The 15,019-nt window shown below is 64.2% G+C and carries 13 protein-coding genes; 5 read left to right on the top strand and 8 right to left on the bottom strand.

All coding sequences use genetic code 11. The annotated features are described in order from the left end of the window. Positions 1-5: 5 nt before the first annotated feature. Both D3876_RS15905 and D3876_RS15900 read left to right on the top strand, forming a co-directional pair. Complete coding sequence (locus D3876_RS15905) at positions 6-554, top strand: adenine phosphoribosyltransferase (protein WP_119764159.1); 549 nt, start codon at positions 6-8, stop codon at positions 552-554. A gap of 247 nt (positions 555-801) precedes the next feature. Beyond that, complete coding sequence (locus D3876_RS15900) at positions 802-1,419, top strand: hypothetical protein (RefSeq protein WP_119764157.1); 618 nt, start codon at positions 802-804, stop codon at positions 1,417-1,419. Between the two features lie 68 nt (positions 1,420-1,487). Here the strand turns inward: D3876_RS15900 and D3876_RS15895 are convergent, their stop codons facing one another. The 8 genes from D3876_RS15895 to D3876_RS15860 all read right to left on the bottom strand — a co-directional run bounded on the left by D3876_RS15895 (position 1,488) and on the right by D3876_RS15860 (position 8,524). After that, positions 1,488-1,883, bottom strand: coding sequence for an endonuclease domain-containing protein (locus tag D3876_RS15895; protein WP_119764155.1), 396 nt, complete (start codon positions 1,881-1,883; stop codon positions 1,488-1,490). Positions 1,884-2,005: 122 nt separating this feature from the next. Continuing rightward, positions 2,006-2,464: a MaoC family dehydratase gene (locus D3876_RS15890; RefSeq protein WP_119764153.1), complete on the bottom strand. Its 459-nt coding sequence runs from the start codon at positions 2,462-2,464 to the stop codon at positions 2,006-2,008. A gap of 56 nt (positions 2,465-2,520) precedes the next feature. Further along, the gene (locus tag D3876_RS15885) at positions 2,521-3,795 is read right to left on the bottom strand and encodes an alkaline phosphatase family protein (RefSeq protein WP_420801969.1); all 1,275 of its coding nucleotides are present in this window, start codon (positions 3,793-3,795) and stop codon (positions 2,521-2,523) included. Positions 3,796-3,994: 199 nt separating this feature from the next. Next, positions 3,995-5,095, bottom strand: coding sequence for a redox-regulated ATPase YchF (gene ychF, locus D3876_RS15880; protein ID WP_119764149.1), 1,101 nt, complete (start codon positions 5,093-5,095; stop codon positions 3,995-3,997). Positions 5,096-5,205: 110 nt separating this feature from the next. Then, positions 5,206-5,781 (bottom strand): aminoacyl-tRNA hydrolase, encoded by a 576-nt coding sequence (pth, locus tag D3876_RS15875; RefSeq protein WP_119765549.1) that lies wholly within the window; start codon positions 5,779-5,781, stop codon positions 5,206-5,208. Between the two features lie 106 nt (positions 5,782-5,887). Beyond that, complete coding sequence (locus D3876_RS15870) at positions 5,888-6,529, bottom strand: 50S ribosomal protein L25/general stress protein Ctc (protein ID WP_119764147.1); 642 nt, start codon at positions 6,527-6,529, stop codon at positions 5,888-5,890. Between the two features lie 191 nt (positions 6,530-6,720). Beyond that, positions 6,721-7,599, bottom strand: a complete 879-nt coding sequence (locus tag D3876_RS15865) for a TraB/GumN family protein (protein WP_119764145.1) — start codon at positions 7,597-7,599, stop codon at positions 6,721-6,723. Positions 7,600-7,642: 43 nt separating this feature from the next. Continuing rightward, positions 7,643-8,524 (bottom strand): TraB/GumN family protein, encoded by an 882-nt coding sequence (locus D3876_RS15860; protein ID WP_119764143.1) that lies wholly within the window; start codon positions 8,522-8,524, stop codon positions 7,643-7,645. Positions 8,525-8,819: 295 nt separating this feature from the next. On the opposite strand from D3876_RS15860, the gene D3876_RS15855 reads away from it, so the two are divergent. The 3 genes from D3876_RS15855 to ppdK all read left to right on the top strand — a co-directional run bounded on the left by D3876_RS15855 (position 8,820) and on the right by ppdK (position 14,937). Continuing rightward, a complete protein-coding gene (locus D3876_RS15855; protein WP_182912087.1) occupies positions 8,820-9,689 on the top strand; it encodes a glycine--tRNA ligase subunit alpha in 870 nt (289 codons plus the stop codon). Positions 9,690-9,821: 132 nt separating this feature from the next. Continuing rightward, the gene (gene glyS / locus D3876_RS15850) at positions 9,822-12,188 is read left to right on the top strand and encodes a glycine--tRNA ligase subunit beta (RefSeq protein WP_119764141.1); all 2,367 of its coding nucleotides are present in this window, start codon (positions 9,822-9,824) and stop codon (positions 12,186-12,188) included. Between the two features lie 85 nt (positions 12,189-12,273). Then, a complete protein-coding gene (gene ppdK, locus D3876_RS15845) occupies positions 12,274-14,937 on the top strand; it encodes a pyruvate, phosphate dikinase (protein ID WP_119764139.1) in 2,664 nt (887 codons plus the stop codon). Positions 14,938-15,019: the final 82 nt, after the last annotated feature.

Below are 15,019 nucleotides of genomic sequence, written 5' to 3'. Positions count from 1 at the left end.
AAACGATGAGCGCCTTCAGCGGCAATGACGATCTGAAGGCGCTCATTCGGACCATCCCCGACTTTCCGAAGCCGGGGATCCAGTTCCGGGATATCACAAGCCTGCTCCTCGACGGGGCAGGCTTTTCCGTTTGTGTGGACCGGCTGACGGCGCTCGCGGCGCCGCTTCGGCCCGATCTGATCGCGGCGGTCGAGGCGCGCGGCTTCATCTTCGGCGCGGCGATAGCCAAGTCGCTCGGCGTCGGCGTCCTTCCCATCCGCAAGCCCGGCAAGCTGCCGGGGGCACGCGTCGGCGTCGACTATGCGCTCGAATACGGCACCGACCGGCTCGAGATGCACGCGCACGACCTCCAGCCCGCGACGCGCGTGCTGATCGTCGACGATCTGATCGCGACGGGCGGCACGGTGATGGCCACGGTCGAACTCATCCGCAATCACGGCGGCGTGGTCGCAGGCGCAGTGTTCGCGGTCGATCTGCCCGATCTCGGCGGTGCTGCGCGACTGCGCGACGCCGGCGTCGAGACGCTCAGCCTGATGGCCTTCGAGGGCGACTGAGAACTTGAGCTATCTGCATCGCCGTTCGGGCTGAGCTTGTCGAAGCCCTCTTCTTCTTTTCGCGCGCGGCTTCAGAAGGAAAGGGCCCTTCGGCCGTCCGCCTGCGGCGGCCGCTCAGGACAGGCTTCGACAAGCTCAGCCCGAACGGCGTAGGTGCCGAAGGTGAATTTTAGTGCTCGGTTCACATCTTGTTCAAGGCGCCTGGCCGACCATCTTCGCCATGACAGGGGATGTCTGGAGAGTTCCCATGTACGTGCCACGGATACGCACGATCCTGCTTGCACTCATCGCCTCGGCCGGGCTTGCCGGCTGCGCCTATGACGACGGCTATGGCTATGGCGGCGTCTCGGTCGGCTATGGCGCGGGCTATTACGACCCCTGGTATTATGACGACTACTACCCGCGCCGGTATGGCTGGTATGACGGCTTCTACTACCCCGGCACTGGCTATTATGTGTTCGACCGCAAGGGTCATCGCCATCGCTGGTCCGACGGGCATCGCCGTTATTGGGAAGGGCGCCGGCACGCATGGCGCGATAATGACCGCGGGCCGCGCGACGGCCGGCGCGGTCCTCGCCGCGATCTGCAGGCTCAGGACTTCGCGGACCCCGGCAGCCTTGTCGGCCGTCCCGGCTGGCAGGGCCAGGATCGGCGCGGCTTCCGCGGCGGTCGAAGCGATGCGAGGCGTGACCTTCGCGCCGACGACCTGGCCAATCCGGGCCGAAGCGCGAACCGCCAGCGCAGCGATGCAGCGCGTCCGCAGCAGCGTATGGAGCGCGGCGAGGGCCGGGGCGTGTCAGCGCGTGCGCGTTCGGGCGAGAGGAGCAGCACCGGCCGCGGCGGCAGCCCGCGCCAGCGGGATTGAGGGACGTGCGGTGTCAGCGCGGCATATGGTTGGGCAGCGAAGCCCGCTCCGGGGTGGTTAGCGGACGTTCAAGCCTTTCTTCTCCCCTCCCTGGAAGGGAGGGGTTGGGGGTGGGTGCCGCCGAGGCACTCGGCGGCCTTGTTGAGGATCGCCTCGACAACGCCCTCGAGGTTCTCAAGTACCTCGCCATTCCAGAAGCGCAGGACGACCCAACCATGCTGCTCCAGAAAGGCGGTCCGGTCGGCATCATAACCGGCCGCCTCGACATGCTGGCTGCCATCGAGCTCGATCGCCAGCTTCGCTGTCCGGCATGCGATATCAACGATATAAGGCCCAATCACCAACTGACGTGTAAATCGGGGGCGATAGCATGACAGGCGGTGCCACAGCAGCCGCTCCGCAAGCGTCTGGCCGTTGCGCAGCGCACGGGCATTGGCGGTCATATGGGCCGGGATACGATGCATCCAAGCAGAATAGCGAGGCGCGCTAAGCGCGCCTACCCACCCCCAGCCCCTCCCTTTCAGGGAGGGGAGCAGCCACGTTTGCAACTGATCGAAAACCGACACCCACCTTCAGGCTTCGCGGCCTAGTCGCCACCCTCGGGGCCGCGCGTCGCGATCAGCGCGGTGTTGACATAGCTCATCACCGGCTCGTCATTCTGGTTGAACGCTGTCAGGCGTGACTTGAACGAACCCATATGCGGTTTGCTGCGCGAGCGCTTCTTCTCGAGCAGCTCGGTTTCCACGCTCAGCACGTCGCCGGGATAGACGGGCTTCAGCCAGCGCAGTTCGTCGATGCCGATGCCGCCGAGGCCCGCCTGTTTGTGCTTTTCCAGGTTCTCGACAATCATCGCCATCACCATCGCGCAGGTGTGCCAGCCGCTCGCCGCGATCCGTCCGAAATAGGTTTTGGCCGCCGCCTCGTCGGAGAGGTGGAAGGGCTGCGGATCGAACTTCTCCGCAAACGCGATCACGTCGTCGCGCGTGACCTCATAGCGACCGAAGCGATTCTTCGCGCCGATTTCCAGATCCTCGAAATACTGCATTACTCTCTCCGGGACGGTTGATTCCCGGCCGACTGAACATGACGATTACGGAAACGTCAATTGCGTCGTGATACAAGCACCGCCTCGAACGCCGTCGCCGATCCGTCGCCAGGGCTGGGCGTTACCCCGATCAGGCGCGCGAGCAGCGGCTGGATATCGACATTGTCGAAGGTCGGCACCGATGCGCCCGTGCGGAAGGCCGGGCCATTCGCGACGAACAGCGCCGCCATGTCGGCGGCTTCATGGTCATAGCCGTGATTGCCGCCGACAAAACTGCCCGAAACCGCGCGCTCGGTGATCTGCCAGCCCGTTTCGGCAAGACAGAGATAGGCGGGCACACGCGCGTTGCGGCCATAATGGAAGCGCGCGGGAATCTCGGCCTTGCGCCAGCATTGCATGTGGGGATGGGGCGCAAGCAGTTTCGCTTCCAGCGCGGCTTCATGACCCGGCATCGCGGCCAGCGCGGCATAGGGGCCAGCCTCGACGACGCGATAGTCGCCCGCCGTCAAAAGCGTGTCCAGCGCGATGGTGCGTGTCGACGATGTCTCCGCCATGCCATGATCGGATACGAAGACGAGATTGGCGGGCTGGCCAAGCTCGGCAAGCGTGGTGACGAGGGCGCCGATGTGGCGGTCGACTTCGGCCACGGCTTCGAGCGTCCGTGGATCACTGGGGCCGTAGGTGTGACCCGCGGTGTCCACCGTGTCGAAATAGAGCGTAACCAGACGTGGGCGAATGTCCGCTGGCCTACGCAGCCAATCCGCCACCGCGTTGACGCGCTGGGTGTTGCTGATCTCCTGATTGAACTGCTGCCAGTCGGAAGGGCGCGTGCCGCCGCTGATCGTGTGCGGCCATTTGGGCGCGCGCTCCCCGCCGATCGCGACATTGGAGCCGGGCCAGAACATCGTCGCGGTACGCACGCCCGCCTTTTCGGCGTCGACCCAGATCGGCGTTGCCTCGTTCCACCAGAAAGGATCGTCGCTCGCCATGGTGAAGACCTCACCGGGGCGGCGGGGGTCTTCCATCTTGTTGGCGACGATGCCGTTGCCGTCGGGGCGCTTGCCGGTGACGAGCGTATAATGGTTGGGGAAGGTCTTGGAGGGGAAGGCGGGGCGCATCGCCCCGCGCACGCCCTCGGCCGCCAGCCGCGACAATACCGGCGTCATGCCGCGGTCGAGATAATCGGGGCGAAAGCCGTCGATTGAAATGAGAATCGTGACTGGCGCGCGCGCCTGCTGTTGCGCCTGCGCGATATTGGCGGGCGGTGTCTGCGCGCAGGCGGCGAGAGCGGTGAGTGCGAGGGCGGCGACGAAGCTGCGGAAAAGCGGCACGATTATCTCCATTGGGCCATCGGCCCATGGCGTCGCTTTGCTACGAATTGATGACGGGGTCTAGGCTGCACTCCCCTCCCTGGAAGGGAGGGGCTGGGGGTGGGTGGCGAGCGAAGCGAGCGTTCTTTGGAGGACAAACCCGCCGCTCACGCGGCGGCACCCACCCCTGACCCCTCCCTTCCAGGGAGGGGAAGAGCAACTACACGTTGAAGCGGAACAGCATCACGTCGCCGTCCTGGACGACATAGTCCTTGCCTTCCTGGCGCAGTTTGCCCGCGTCGCGCGCGCCAGCCTCGCCCTTGCAGGCGATATAGTCGGCGAACGCGGTCGTCTCGGCGCGGATGAAGCCGCGTTCGAAGTCGCTGTGGATCTCGCCCGCGGCCTGCGGCGCCTTCGAGCCCTTTTCGACGGTCCAGGCACGCGCCTCCTTGGGGCCGACTGTGAAGAAGGTGATCAGGTGGAGCAGCTCGTAGCCCGCGCGGATCACGCGCGTGAGGCCGGTTTCCGAAAGGCCAAGGTCGGACAGGAACTCGGCGCGGTCCGCAGGCTCCATCGTCGCGATCTCGGCCTCGATCGCGGCGGAGACGACCACCGCCTGCGCGCCTTCGGCCCTGGCCTTCTCGAACACCCTGGCGGAGAAAGCATTGCCGTTGGCGGCGCTTTCTTCTTCGACATTGCAGACATAGAGGATGGGCTTCGAGGTCAGGAGCTGCGCCTGATCGAAGACGCGGCGCTCTTCCTCGTCCTTGGGCTGGGTCAGCCGCGCAGGCTTTCCTTCGCGCAGCAGCTCGAGCGCCTGGCCGAGGACGCTGGCCGCGATCTTCGCTTCCTTGTCGCCCTGCTGGCCCTTCTTCACATAGTTGGGCACGCGCTTCTCGAGGCTTTCCAGATCGGCGAGCATCAGCTCGGTCTCGACGGTCTCGGCGTCGGCGATCGGATCGACCTTGTTGTCGACATGCTGGATGTCGTCATTCTCGAAACAGCGCAGCACATGGACGATAGCGTCCACCTCGCGGATATTGCCGAGGAACTGGTTGCCCAACCCTTCGCCCTTCGACGCGCCGCGCACCAGCCCGGCGATGTCGACAAAGCCAAGCTGCGTCTCGATGATCTTGGCCGAGTCCGCGATGCTCGCGAGTTGCTGGAGCCGGTCATCGGGCACCGCGACGTTCCCGACATTGGGCTCGATCGTGCAGAACGGATAGTTCGCCGCCTGCGCCGCCGCGGTCTGGGTCAGCGCGTTGAAAAGCGTCGACTTGCCGACATTTGGAAGACCGACGATGCCGCAGCGAAAACCCATTGATATTCCTCACTCATTGTCATTCCCGCGAAAGCGGGAATCCAGACGATTTTTGAGACCCGCCCGGGCACCTTATAAATTCCCGCTTTCGCGGGAATGACACGGGTGGGTCAATCGGTAGTTTGCAGTCTCAGCGCCACATCGCTCATGAAGCGGGGATCGTTACCGTTGGCCAGCCAGTCGGCCTCGGCTGCGATAGCGCCCAGCATGTCGGACAGCGGATCGATCTCGCTCTTGGCATAGTTGCCGAGCACGTGCCCCGTGACGCGGTCCTTGTGCCCCGGATGTCCTATCCCGATCCGCACGCGGCGGAAATTATTGCCGATATGCGCCTCGGTCGAGCGCAGGCCGTTATGCCCCGCTGTGCCGCCGCCGATCTTCACCTTCACCTTGAAAGGCGCGAGGTCGAGTTCGTCGTGAAACGCGGTCACTTGGCTTGGTTCGAGCTTGTAGAAGCGCATCGCCTCGCCGACGGCGCGGCCGCTTTCGTTCATGAAGGTGGCGGGCTTGAGCAGCAGGATCTTGTCGCCGCCGATGCGGCCTTCCTGCGTCCAGCCCTGGAAGCCCTTCTTTACGGGCGAAAAATCATGCACGGCGGCGATGGCGTCGACGGCCATGAAGCCGACATTGTGCCGGTGCATCGCGTAAAGCGCGCCCGGATTGCCGAGGCCGACCCAGATCTGCATGGTCAGATGCGCAGAATGGACCCCCACCGCGCTCGGGCTGAGCTTGTCGAAGCCCAGCCACACCCTTCGACAAGCTCAGGGTGAGCGCAGCGGGGAGAGTCCAGCCTTATTCCGCGTCGCTCTTCTGAGCGGAAGGAACCTCGTCAGCCGCGGTGGCTTCCTCGGCCTCTTCCGACTTCAGTGCCGACGGCGCGACGATGGTCGCGATCGTGAGATCGCTGTCCGCGCCAGCGGCTTCGCTGCCCTTGGGCAGCTTGATGTCGCCGAGGTGGATCGAGCTGCCGACGTCGAGGCCGGCGAGCGAGATCGCGATCTGGTCGGGGATCTCTGCGGCATCGCAGACGAGGCTGAGGTCGTGCGCGACGATGTTGAGCACGCCACCGCGCTTGATGCCGGGGGCCTGTTCCTCATCGACGAACACCACGGGCACCGAGACGGTGACCTGGGCGTGCTCGCTGATGCGCAGGAAATCGACGTGCAGCGGGCGATCGCTGACGGGATGGAACTGGACGTCCTTGGGGAGCGTGCGGACCTTCTTGCCGCCGAGCTCGATCATGACGACCGAATTCATGAAGTGGCCGGTCAGAAGCTGCTTCATCAGCCCCTTTTCCTCGATATGGATCGAGGTCGGTTCTTCGTTGTTCCCATAGATGACGGCAGGTACGCGGCCCTCGCGGCGGTGGGCACGGGAGGCTCCCTTGCCAGCCCGATCGCGCGCCTCGGCCGACAGCGTAAGCTGATCGCTCATGTGCATGTCTCCAAATTGCTAGGTTTCGTCTTTCCGCCACGCCTCCAGGGATGACCATGACGGAAGCGTGGCCCTATAGGGGCGGAAGGACGGCAAAGCAAGCACCGAGTACCCCGGCGAAGGCCGGGGTCCAGGAGCCGCGCGCATCGAACCCCTCACACTGGACCCCGGCCTTCGCCGGGGTGCTCGTATCACTGGACGCGCGTCACCTTCACGCCGTCCTTCGCAAGCATCTCCTGCACCGAATCCTTGCCCGCCAGATGCCCCGCACCCACCGCGACGAAGACAGTGCCCGGCGTGTCGAGCCGCTTCTTCACCCACTCGGTCCAGTTGGCGTTGCGCTGCCTGAGCAGCACCTCGCCGAGTTCGGGCGAAAAGCGCAGTTCTTCGTCAAAGGTGGTCGCGATCTTGCCGGTATCTCCGGTCGACCAGGCGGCCATCATCTTGGTGAATTCGACCTCCGCGTCGACGGTGCTGTCGATCACGCTGACAAGGAATTTGCGCTGCACGGCCTCGGGAAGCGTGTCGAAATAGCCGAGCTGCTGTTCGGTGGTCTCGAGCCCGCCGATCGGTTTTCCGGCGCCTTCGAAGCTCGCCGAAAGCTGGCGCTCCACGCCGTCGGCTGCGGTGATATTGGCCTGACGCAGCGTCAGCGCCGCTAGCGTCGTCGCGGCCGACCAGGTCTCCATCGCGTCGAGACGGTCCATCGGGATCTTCGATGTCTCGATCAGTTTGGTGAGCCCGGCGCGCTTGTCTTCGGGGACGCGTTCCAGCAGCGGCGGCAGCCCCGGCGAAAGCCCCAGCCGCTTCACGATCTCCGCGGTCTTCTTCGGATCCTTATCGAGCACCACCTCGAGAACGAGCTGGTCGGCCTTGCCCAGCGCCTTGTCGAATGTCTTGGTTCGCCATTTGTAATTGGGCGGCAGCATATGGATGGTGCCGAACAGATAGACGGTGGTGTCGGCGTCCGCGACCTTCCACAGCCCCGGCTTTACGGGCGCGTTGGCCTCGCCCGATGAGGCGCAGGCGGCGAGGAGGGCGGAGAAGGCGATCGAAAGGCGGCGTAGCATGGCAGCCCTTATTCCCGGTTGAAGATGAACGGGCAACAACGGATCAATAGGTCACCCGGACGCTCGCGACCTTGAGCGCGTCGAGCTTGTCCTGCACGCTGCCCTTGCCCGCCAGATGCCCCGCGCCGACCGCGACGAACACCGTGCCCGGCGTGTCGAGCCGCGCCTTGATCCACTCCGCCCAGCGCGCGTTGCGCTGGTCGAGCAGGATCGCGGCGAGTTCGGGGGTCTTTTCCATGCCCTCGTTCATCTGCTCCGCCAGCGCATCGGGATCGCCCTTTGCCCAGCTCGCGATCATCATTTCCAGCTTCGGCTGATATTCAGGCAGTTCGTCGATCACCGCGGCCAGATAGCGTAGCTGCAGCGGCTCAGGCATCGCGTCGAAATAGCCGAGCTGCTGCTCGGCGGTTTCGAGCCCCTCGATCCTCTTGCCGGCCTGTTTCGCCGCCGTGCTGAGTATCTTCTCCGCGCCGCTTTCAGATTTGTAGCCGAGCTTCTGCAACGGCAGCACCGAGAGAGTGACGGTGGCGAACCAGGGTTCGAACGGATCGAAAGCTTGCCCCGGAAGTCCCGCGTCGGTCATCGCCTTCTCGTAGCGGGCGCGCAGGCCCTCATCGAGCTTCGAGCTCAGCGTCTTGCCCGACGGGTCGATCGCCTTGCTCATCACGAGCTGCTGCATCGCTGCGGGTTCGGGTTCGATCATCTCGATGACGAGCTCGTCCGACGCATCGAATGCCGATTTCACGCCCTCGTCGAACCAGCTCAGGCCGGGTTTCAGCACATGGACGGTGCCGAACAGATAGATCGTCGTGTCCGCATCCTTCACCACCCAAAGCGCAGGATCTGCGTCCGTCTCCGGAGCCTGCGCGTGGAGCGGCGCAATTCCGGACAACAGGCAGGAGAGGGCGGCGGCGATCTTCTTCATGCGGTCTCGCTTTCAAACGACTGGATTTCTGTGCCTGCTTCGCGGGTAGAGCCTTTCCCCGCAAGGCGGAATCGCCTTGCGGGATAAGAAAGGCTCTCGATTCTATCTTGAGCACTTCCCGATCGAAAAACCGGTTCCCACTTTTTCGGGAAGTGCTCTTGGGCGGCAAAGGTCAAAGGGAGAATGGCGCGTCGCTTGACCGTTTCGCGCGCTTCCGCCAAAGGGCGCGCGGGTAATTTTTTGCATCTGCGAAGGCTCCAAATTGACCGATTCGAAGCCCGCCACGGCCAAGGGAATGAGTTTCCAGCGGCTGATTCTGACGCTCCATGACTATTGGAGCGATCAGGGCTGCGTGATCCTGCAACCCTATGACATGGAAATGGGTGCCGGGACCTTTCACCCCGCGACGACGCTGCGCGCGCTGGGCCCCGATCCGTGGAACGCCGCCTTCGTCCAGCCCAGCCGCCGCCCGACCGACGGCCGCTATGGCGAGAACCCCAACCGCCTCCAGCATTATTATCAGTATCAGGTGGTGCTGAAGCCGAGCCCGCCCAATCTGCAGGAGCTCTATCTGGGCTCGCTCGCGGCGATCGGCATCGATTTTACAAAGCACGATATCCGCTTCGTCGAGGACGACTGGGAAAGCCCGACCCTGGGCGCCTGGGGGCTTGGCTGGGAAGTCTGGTGCGACGGCATGGAGGTGACGCAGTTCACCTATTTCCAGCAGATGGGCGGCTTCGACTGCAAGCCCGTCGCGGGCGAACTCACCTACGGGCTCGAACGCCTCGCCATGTATATTCAGGGCGTCGACAGCGTGTACGACCTCGCGTTCAATGATCCCAAGGGCGACTTTCCTGCCGTCACCTATGGCAACATCTATCACGAGAACGAGGTGCAGATGAGCACCTGGAACTTCGAGGTCGCCGATACCGAGCGGCTGTTCGACGCGTTCAAAAAGGCGACCGCCGAGTGCGAACTCTGCCTCGAAAACAAGCTGCCGATCCCCGCCTATGAACAGGCGATCAAGGCGAGCCATGTCTTCAACCTGCTCCAGGCGCGCGGCGTGATCTCGGTCGCCGAGCGCCAGGCCTATATCGGCCGCGTCCGTGACCTCGCCAAAGGAAGCTGCGCGGCGTGGATGGAAAAGAACGGGTGGGCGGCATGATGAAGTTCTTGCCAAACCCACCGTGTCATTCCCGCGAAAGCGGGAATCCAGCGCGGACCACACGCCTCCTCAATGTCGCCAGCATCGTCTGGATTCCCGCTTTCGCGGGAATGACACTGGGGGAGATGAGCCATGACTGACTTCCTCCTCGAACTTCGTTCCGAAGAAATTCCCGCGCGGATGCAGGAAAAGGCGTCCGCTGACCTTGCGCGTCTTTTCGTCGAAGAGATCGCCAAATCGGGCCTCAAGGCCGGGAGCATCGAAACCTTTGCCACTCCCCGCCGCCTCGCGCTGATCGCGCGCGACCTGCCGCTTCAGACCGAAGCGGTGAGCGAGGAACGCAAGGGCCCGCGCGCTAACGCGCCCGAACAGGCGCTTAGCGGTTTCCTGCGCTCGACCGGCCTCACGCGCGAACAGCTTGTCGAACGCGACGGCGTGCTCTTCGCGGTGATCGAAAAGCCCGGCCGCGCGACCGCCGAGGTGATTGGCGAAGCAATCCCCGCGATCATCCGCGCCTTTCCCTGGCCCAAGTCGATGCGCTGGGGTGCGACTTCGTCCTCGACCGAGAGCCTGCGCTGGGTCCGCCCGCTGCAGGGCATCATCGCGCTCCTGGGCGACGATGTCGTGCCCTGTTCGATCGACGATATCCAGAGCGGTGCCGAAACCGTCGGCCACCGCTTCCATCATCCCGGCTGCATCACGATCGGTAATGCCGGCGACTATGCCGCCAAGCTGCGCGCCTGCCACGTCATCGTTGATCCCGCCGAACGGCGGAAGATGATCGCTGAGGGCGCCCACACCGCTGCGGCCGCCGCCGGGCTGACGCTGGTGGAAGACCCCGGCCTTGTCGCCGAGAATGCCGGGCTCACCGAATGGCCCGTGCCGCTGCTCGGCTCCTTCGACCCGGCGTTTCTTGAGGTCCCGCGCGAGGTGATCCAGCTCACCATGCGCACCAACCAGAAATATTTCTCGGTCAATGATGCTGCCGGCAATCTCGCGCCCAACTTCGTCTGCACCGCGAACATCACGGCGAGCGACGGCGGCGCGCAGATCGTGGACGGCAACCACAAGGTTCTCGCCGCGCGCCTCTCGGACGCCAAATTCTTCTGGGAGCATGACCTCAAGATCCCGCTCGAGGAACAGGCGAAGAAGCTCGACCAGATCGTCTTCCACGAAAAGCTCGGCACCGTCGCCGACAAGGTCGATCGCGTCGCCAAGCTCGCGCGCTGGCTGGTGGAAGAGGGGATCGTCGGGGGTTCAAATCCCACCAGCGCTACCACCCCCCATCGTCATCCCCGCGAAAGCGGGGATCCCGCTTGTTCTTCGGTATCGCAAGGCAGCGGGATTCCCGCTTTCGCGGGAATGACGCGGGAAGAATTGGCGCAGATGGCCGAACAGGCCGCGCGCCTCGCCAAGGCCGATCTCGTCACCGGCATGGTCGGCGAGTTCCCCGAGCTTCAGGGCGTGATGGGCGGCTATTACGCCCGCGCGCAGGGCTATCCTGACGCCGTCGCCGACGCGATCCGCGACCACTACAAGCCGGTCGGGCAGGGTGACGATGTGCCGACTGCGCCGGTGACGGTGGCGGTGTCGCTGGCGGATAAGTTGGATAGTCTCTTCGGCTTTTTCGTGATCAATGAAACGCCGTCTGGCTCAAGAGACCCTTTTGCGCTTCGCCGCGCAGCGTTAGCAGTCTCGAGACTAACGCTAAACAATAATCTTCGTTTCAAGTTGAACGCCGCACTCAGTAAACTTCACGCAATCTACGGTGAAATGATCGTCAGCGCGTCACAACATTATAGGCTGCCAGTAGAAGGCAATGCTGTTTTCCTGAGAGAGCTTAATCGGGTTGCGGAATATGCTCAGGCAAAAGGGCTTAATCTTGTTCTGAAGGAGTTGGGTGCACTTTCTCCGGAACCAAGGAAACCGTTTAGATTTATTGAGCTGGAACGGTCCTTGTTGGAGAACGCTGCCAATGTTCAACGAAGTGCGGTCGATTTCTTCGCCGACCGCCTCAAGGTCCAGCAGCGCGAAGCGGGCGTTCGTCACGACCTGATCGACGCGGTCTTCGCGCTGGGTGGCGAGGACGATCTCGTCCGCCTGCTCGCGCGGGTGAAGGCGTTGCAGGCCTTCGTCCAGACGGAGGATGGCGACCATCTTCTCACTGGCTATCGCCGCGCCGCCAATATCCTGAAGAAGGAAGGCTTCGAAGGGGCGGGGGAACAGGTTTCGCTGTCCTACACGCCCGAAAAGGAAGAGGCTGACCTGCTCACAGCGCTCGACGCGGCCGAGCCCAAGGCCGAAGCCGCGGTTGCCGCGGAGAACTTCGAAGGGGCGATGGCGGCGCTCGCGTCCTTGCGCGCACCCATCGACGCATTCTTTGACAAGGTGACCGTGAATGACAGTGATCCGGCAAAGCGCTCGGCTCGCCTCGCGACGCTGGCGCGCGTGCGCGACGCTGTGCATCGGGTCGCCGACTTCTCGCGGATCGAGGGCTGAGCCCCCGAATCAAACATGCGTTTTGTGAGAAGTTTGCGAAGTTAAGTGAAGCTAAGCCCTTGGGCGAAACAGGGACGGACGATTGATGACGAAATATGTGTATCGTTTCGGTGGTGGTGTTTCGGACGGCGGCAAGGGCGACAAGAACCTGCTCGGCGGCAAGGGCGCGAACCTCGACGGCATGGCCTCGATCGGCCTGCCGGTGCCTCCTGGCTTCACGATCACGACCGAGATGTGCACCCGCTATTATGACGATGGCGAGGTCTTTCCCGACAGCGTTCGCGCCGAAGTCGCAAACGGCATCGCGCATATCGAGGGCGTGACCGGCAAGAAATTCGGCGACGCGTCCGACCCCTTGCTTGTCTCTGTTCGGAGCGGCGCGCGCGTCTCAATGCCCGGCATGATGGACACCGTCCTCAACCTCGGTCTCAACGACGAGACAGTAAAGGGGCTGGCCGAGGTTTCGGGCGATCCGCGCTTCGCATGGGACAGCTATCGCCGCTTCATCCAGATGTACTCGGACGTCGTGCTCGAGCTCGACCATGGGTCGTTCGAGGAAGCGCTCGAAATCGCGAAGGAAGACAAGGGGTTCAACCTCGACACCGAAATGGGCGCTGAAGACTGGCAGGCGCTGGTCGCGACCTATAAGGGCCTTGTCGAGGAACAATGGGGCAAGCCCTTCCCGCAGGATGTGAACGACCAGCTCTGGGGCGCTACGGCTGCGGTATTCGGCTCATGGCAGGCCGAGCGCGCGAAGGTCTATCGCCGGCTCAACCACATTCCCGGCAACTGGGGCACCGCGGTCAATATCCAGGCGATGGTGTTCGGCAATATGGGCGACACCTCGGCGACGGGCGTGGCCTTCACCCGCGATCCCGCGACGGGCGAGCGCGCTTACTATGGCGAGTTCCTGATCAACGCGCAGGGTGAGGACGTTGTCGCGGGCATCCGCACGCCGCAGTACCTGACCAAACAGGCGCGCGAGCGCGCAGGGGCAAAGCCCGCCTCGATGGAAGAGGCGATGCCCGAGACCTTTGCCGAGCTCGCGCGCGTCTTCGATCTGCTCGAGACGCATTACCGCGACATGCAGGACATCGAGTTCACCGTCGAACGCGGCAAGCTCTGGATGCTCCAGACGCGCTCGGGCAAGCGCACCGCGAAGGCCGCGCTCAAGATCGCGGTCGACATGGCCAATGAAGGGCTGATCACCGAGGAGGAAGCCGTCGCGCGCGTCGATCCTGCCGCGCTCGATCAACTCCTCCACCCGACGCTCGATCCCAAGGCGCCGCGCGATGTGCTGGCGAAGGGGCTTCCCGCCTCGCCGGGCGCGGCCTCGGGCAAGGCGGTTTTCGACAGCGACACCGCGGAGAAATGGGCCGAGCTGGGCGAGGACGTGATCCTGATCCGCACCGAAACCAGCCCCGAGGACATTCACGGCATGCACGCCGCCAAGGGCATCCTCACCGCACGCGGCGGCATGACCAGCCACGCGGCGGTGGTCGCGCGCGGCATGGGCCGCCCCTGCGTCTCGGGCGTCGGTACGCTCTCGATTGATGCGAAGGCGAAACTGATGCGTGTCGGCCAGCGTGAGGTGAAGGAAGGCGACATCGTCACGATCGACGGCGCTAGCGGAGAGGTCATGTTCGGCGCGGTTGCGACCGTCCAGCCCGAGCTCGCGGGCGATTTCGGCGCGCTGATGGTCTGGGCGGACAAGGTGCGTCGCCTCAAGGTCCGCGCCAACGCCGAGACCCCGCTCGACTGCCGCGTCGCGCGCGATTTCGGCGCCGAGGGCGTCGGGCTTTGCCGCACCGAGCACATGTTCTTCGACGCGGCGCGGATCACCGCGGTGCGCCAGATGATCCTCGCCGACACCGAAAAAGGCCGTCGCGCCGCGCTCGAAAAGCTGCTCCCCGAGCAGCGCGCCGATTTCACCGAAATCTTCGAGGTGATGGCGGGTCTGCCTGTTACGATCCGCCTGCTCGATCCGCCGCTCCACGAGTTCCTGCCGCATGAGGAAGCCGAGTTCGCCGAAGTGGCGGCGGCGGCCGACGTCAGCGTGGACACGCTCAAGCGACGTGCCGCCGAGCTGCACGAATTCAACCCGATGCTCGGTCATCGTGGTTGCCGCCTCGGCGTCACCTATCCCGAGATATACGAGATGCAGGCGCGCGCGATCTTCGAGGCGGCGTGCGACGTCGCAGCGAAATCAGGCGAGGCGCCGATCCCCGAGGTCATGGTCCCGCTCGTCGCGACGAAGCGCGAGCTCGAACTGATGAAGGACGTCATCGACCAGGCCGCGCAGGCTGTCTTCGCCGAGAAGGGACGGACGATCGACTATCTCGTCGGCACGATGATCGAGCTGCCGCGCGCGGCCTTGAAGGCGGGCGAGATCGCCGAGGTCGGCCAGTTCTTCAGCTTCGGCACCAACGACCTCACGCAGACCACGCTCGGCGTCAGCCGCGACGACGCAGGCCGGTTCCTCACCACCTATGTCGACAAGGGCATCTTCCCGCGCGATCCGTTCGTCAGCCTCGATATCGAGGGCGTCGGCGAGCTGATCTGGCTGGCGGCCGAACGGGGCAGGGCGACGCGCCCCGACGTCAAGCTCGGCATCTGCGGCGAACATGGTGGTGATCCCGCCTCGATCGAATTCTGTGAAGCGACAGGCCTCGATTATGTTTCGGCCTCGCCCTATCGCGTGCCGATCGCCCGCCTCGCCGCCGCGCAGGCCGCGCTCAAGGCGCGGTGATCTACTACAACGCCGCTCGTCCTGAGTAGGGACCGAGCCTGGCGAGGGCCCGTATCGAAGGACCTGTGACCGACCCTTCGAT

Origin of the sequence: Sphingomonas cavernae (assembly GCF_003590775.1) — a bacterium.
GTDB classification, from domain to species: Bacteria; Pseudomonadota; Alphaproteobacteria; order Sphingomonadales; family Sphingomonadaceae; genus Sphingobium_A; species Sphingobium_A cavernae.
This window is presented reverse-complemented; position numbering and strand designations above follow the sequence as displayed.

Excerpts from the sequence above, each read along its gene's own strand:
- D3876_RS15905 (WP_119764159.1), top strand. The coding sequence starts at position 6 with ATGAGCGCCTTCAGCGGCAATGACGATCTGAAGGCGCTCATTCGGACC.
- D3876_RS15900 (WP_119764157.1), top strand. The coding sequence starts at position 802 with ATGTACGTGCCACGGATACGCACGATCCTGCTTGCACTCATCGCCTCG.
- D3876_RS15895 (WP_119764155.1), bottom strand. The coding sequence starts at position 1,883 with ATGCATCGTATCCCGGCCCATATGACCGCCAATGCCCGTGCGCTGCGC.
- D3876_RS15890 (WP_119764153.1), bottom strand. The coding sequence starts at position 2,464 with ATGCAGTATTTCGAGGATCTGGAAATCGGCGCGAAGAATCGCTTCGGT.
- ychF (WP_119764149.1), bottom strand. The coding sequence starts at position 5,095 with ATGGGTTTTCGCTGCGGCATCGTCGGTCTTCCAAATGTCGGCAAGTCG.
- pth (WP_119765549.1), bottom strand. The coding sequence starts at position 5,781 with ATGCAGATCTGGGTCGGCCTCGGCAATCCGGGCGCGCTTTACGCGATG.
- D3876_RS15870 (WP_119764147.1), bottom strand. The coding sequence starts at position 6,529 with ATGAGCGATCAGCTTACGCTGTCGGCCGAGGCGCGCGATCGGGCTGGC.
- D3876_RS15865 (WP_119764145.1), bottom strand. The coding sequence starts at position 7,599 with ATGCTACGCCGCCTTTCGATCGCCTTCTCCGCCCTCCTCGCCGCCTGC.
- D3876_RS15860 (WP_119764143.1), bottom strand. The coding sequence starts at position 8,524 with ATGAAGAAGATCGCCGCCGCCCTCTCCTGCCTGTTGTCCGGAATTGCG.
- D3876_RS15855 (WP_182912087.1), top strand. The coding sequence starts at position 8,820 with ATGAGTTTCCAGCGGCTGATTCTGACGCTCCATGACTATTGGAGCGAT.
- glyS (WP_119764141.1), top strand. The coding sequence starts at position 9,822 with ATGACTGACTTCCTCCTCGAACTTCGTTCCGAAGAAATTCCCGCGCGG.
- ppdK (WP_119764139.1), top strand. The coding sequence starts at position 12,274 with ATGACGAAATATGTGTATCGTTTCGGTGGTGGTGTTTCGGACGGCGGC.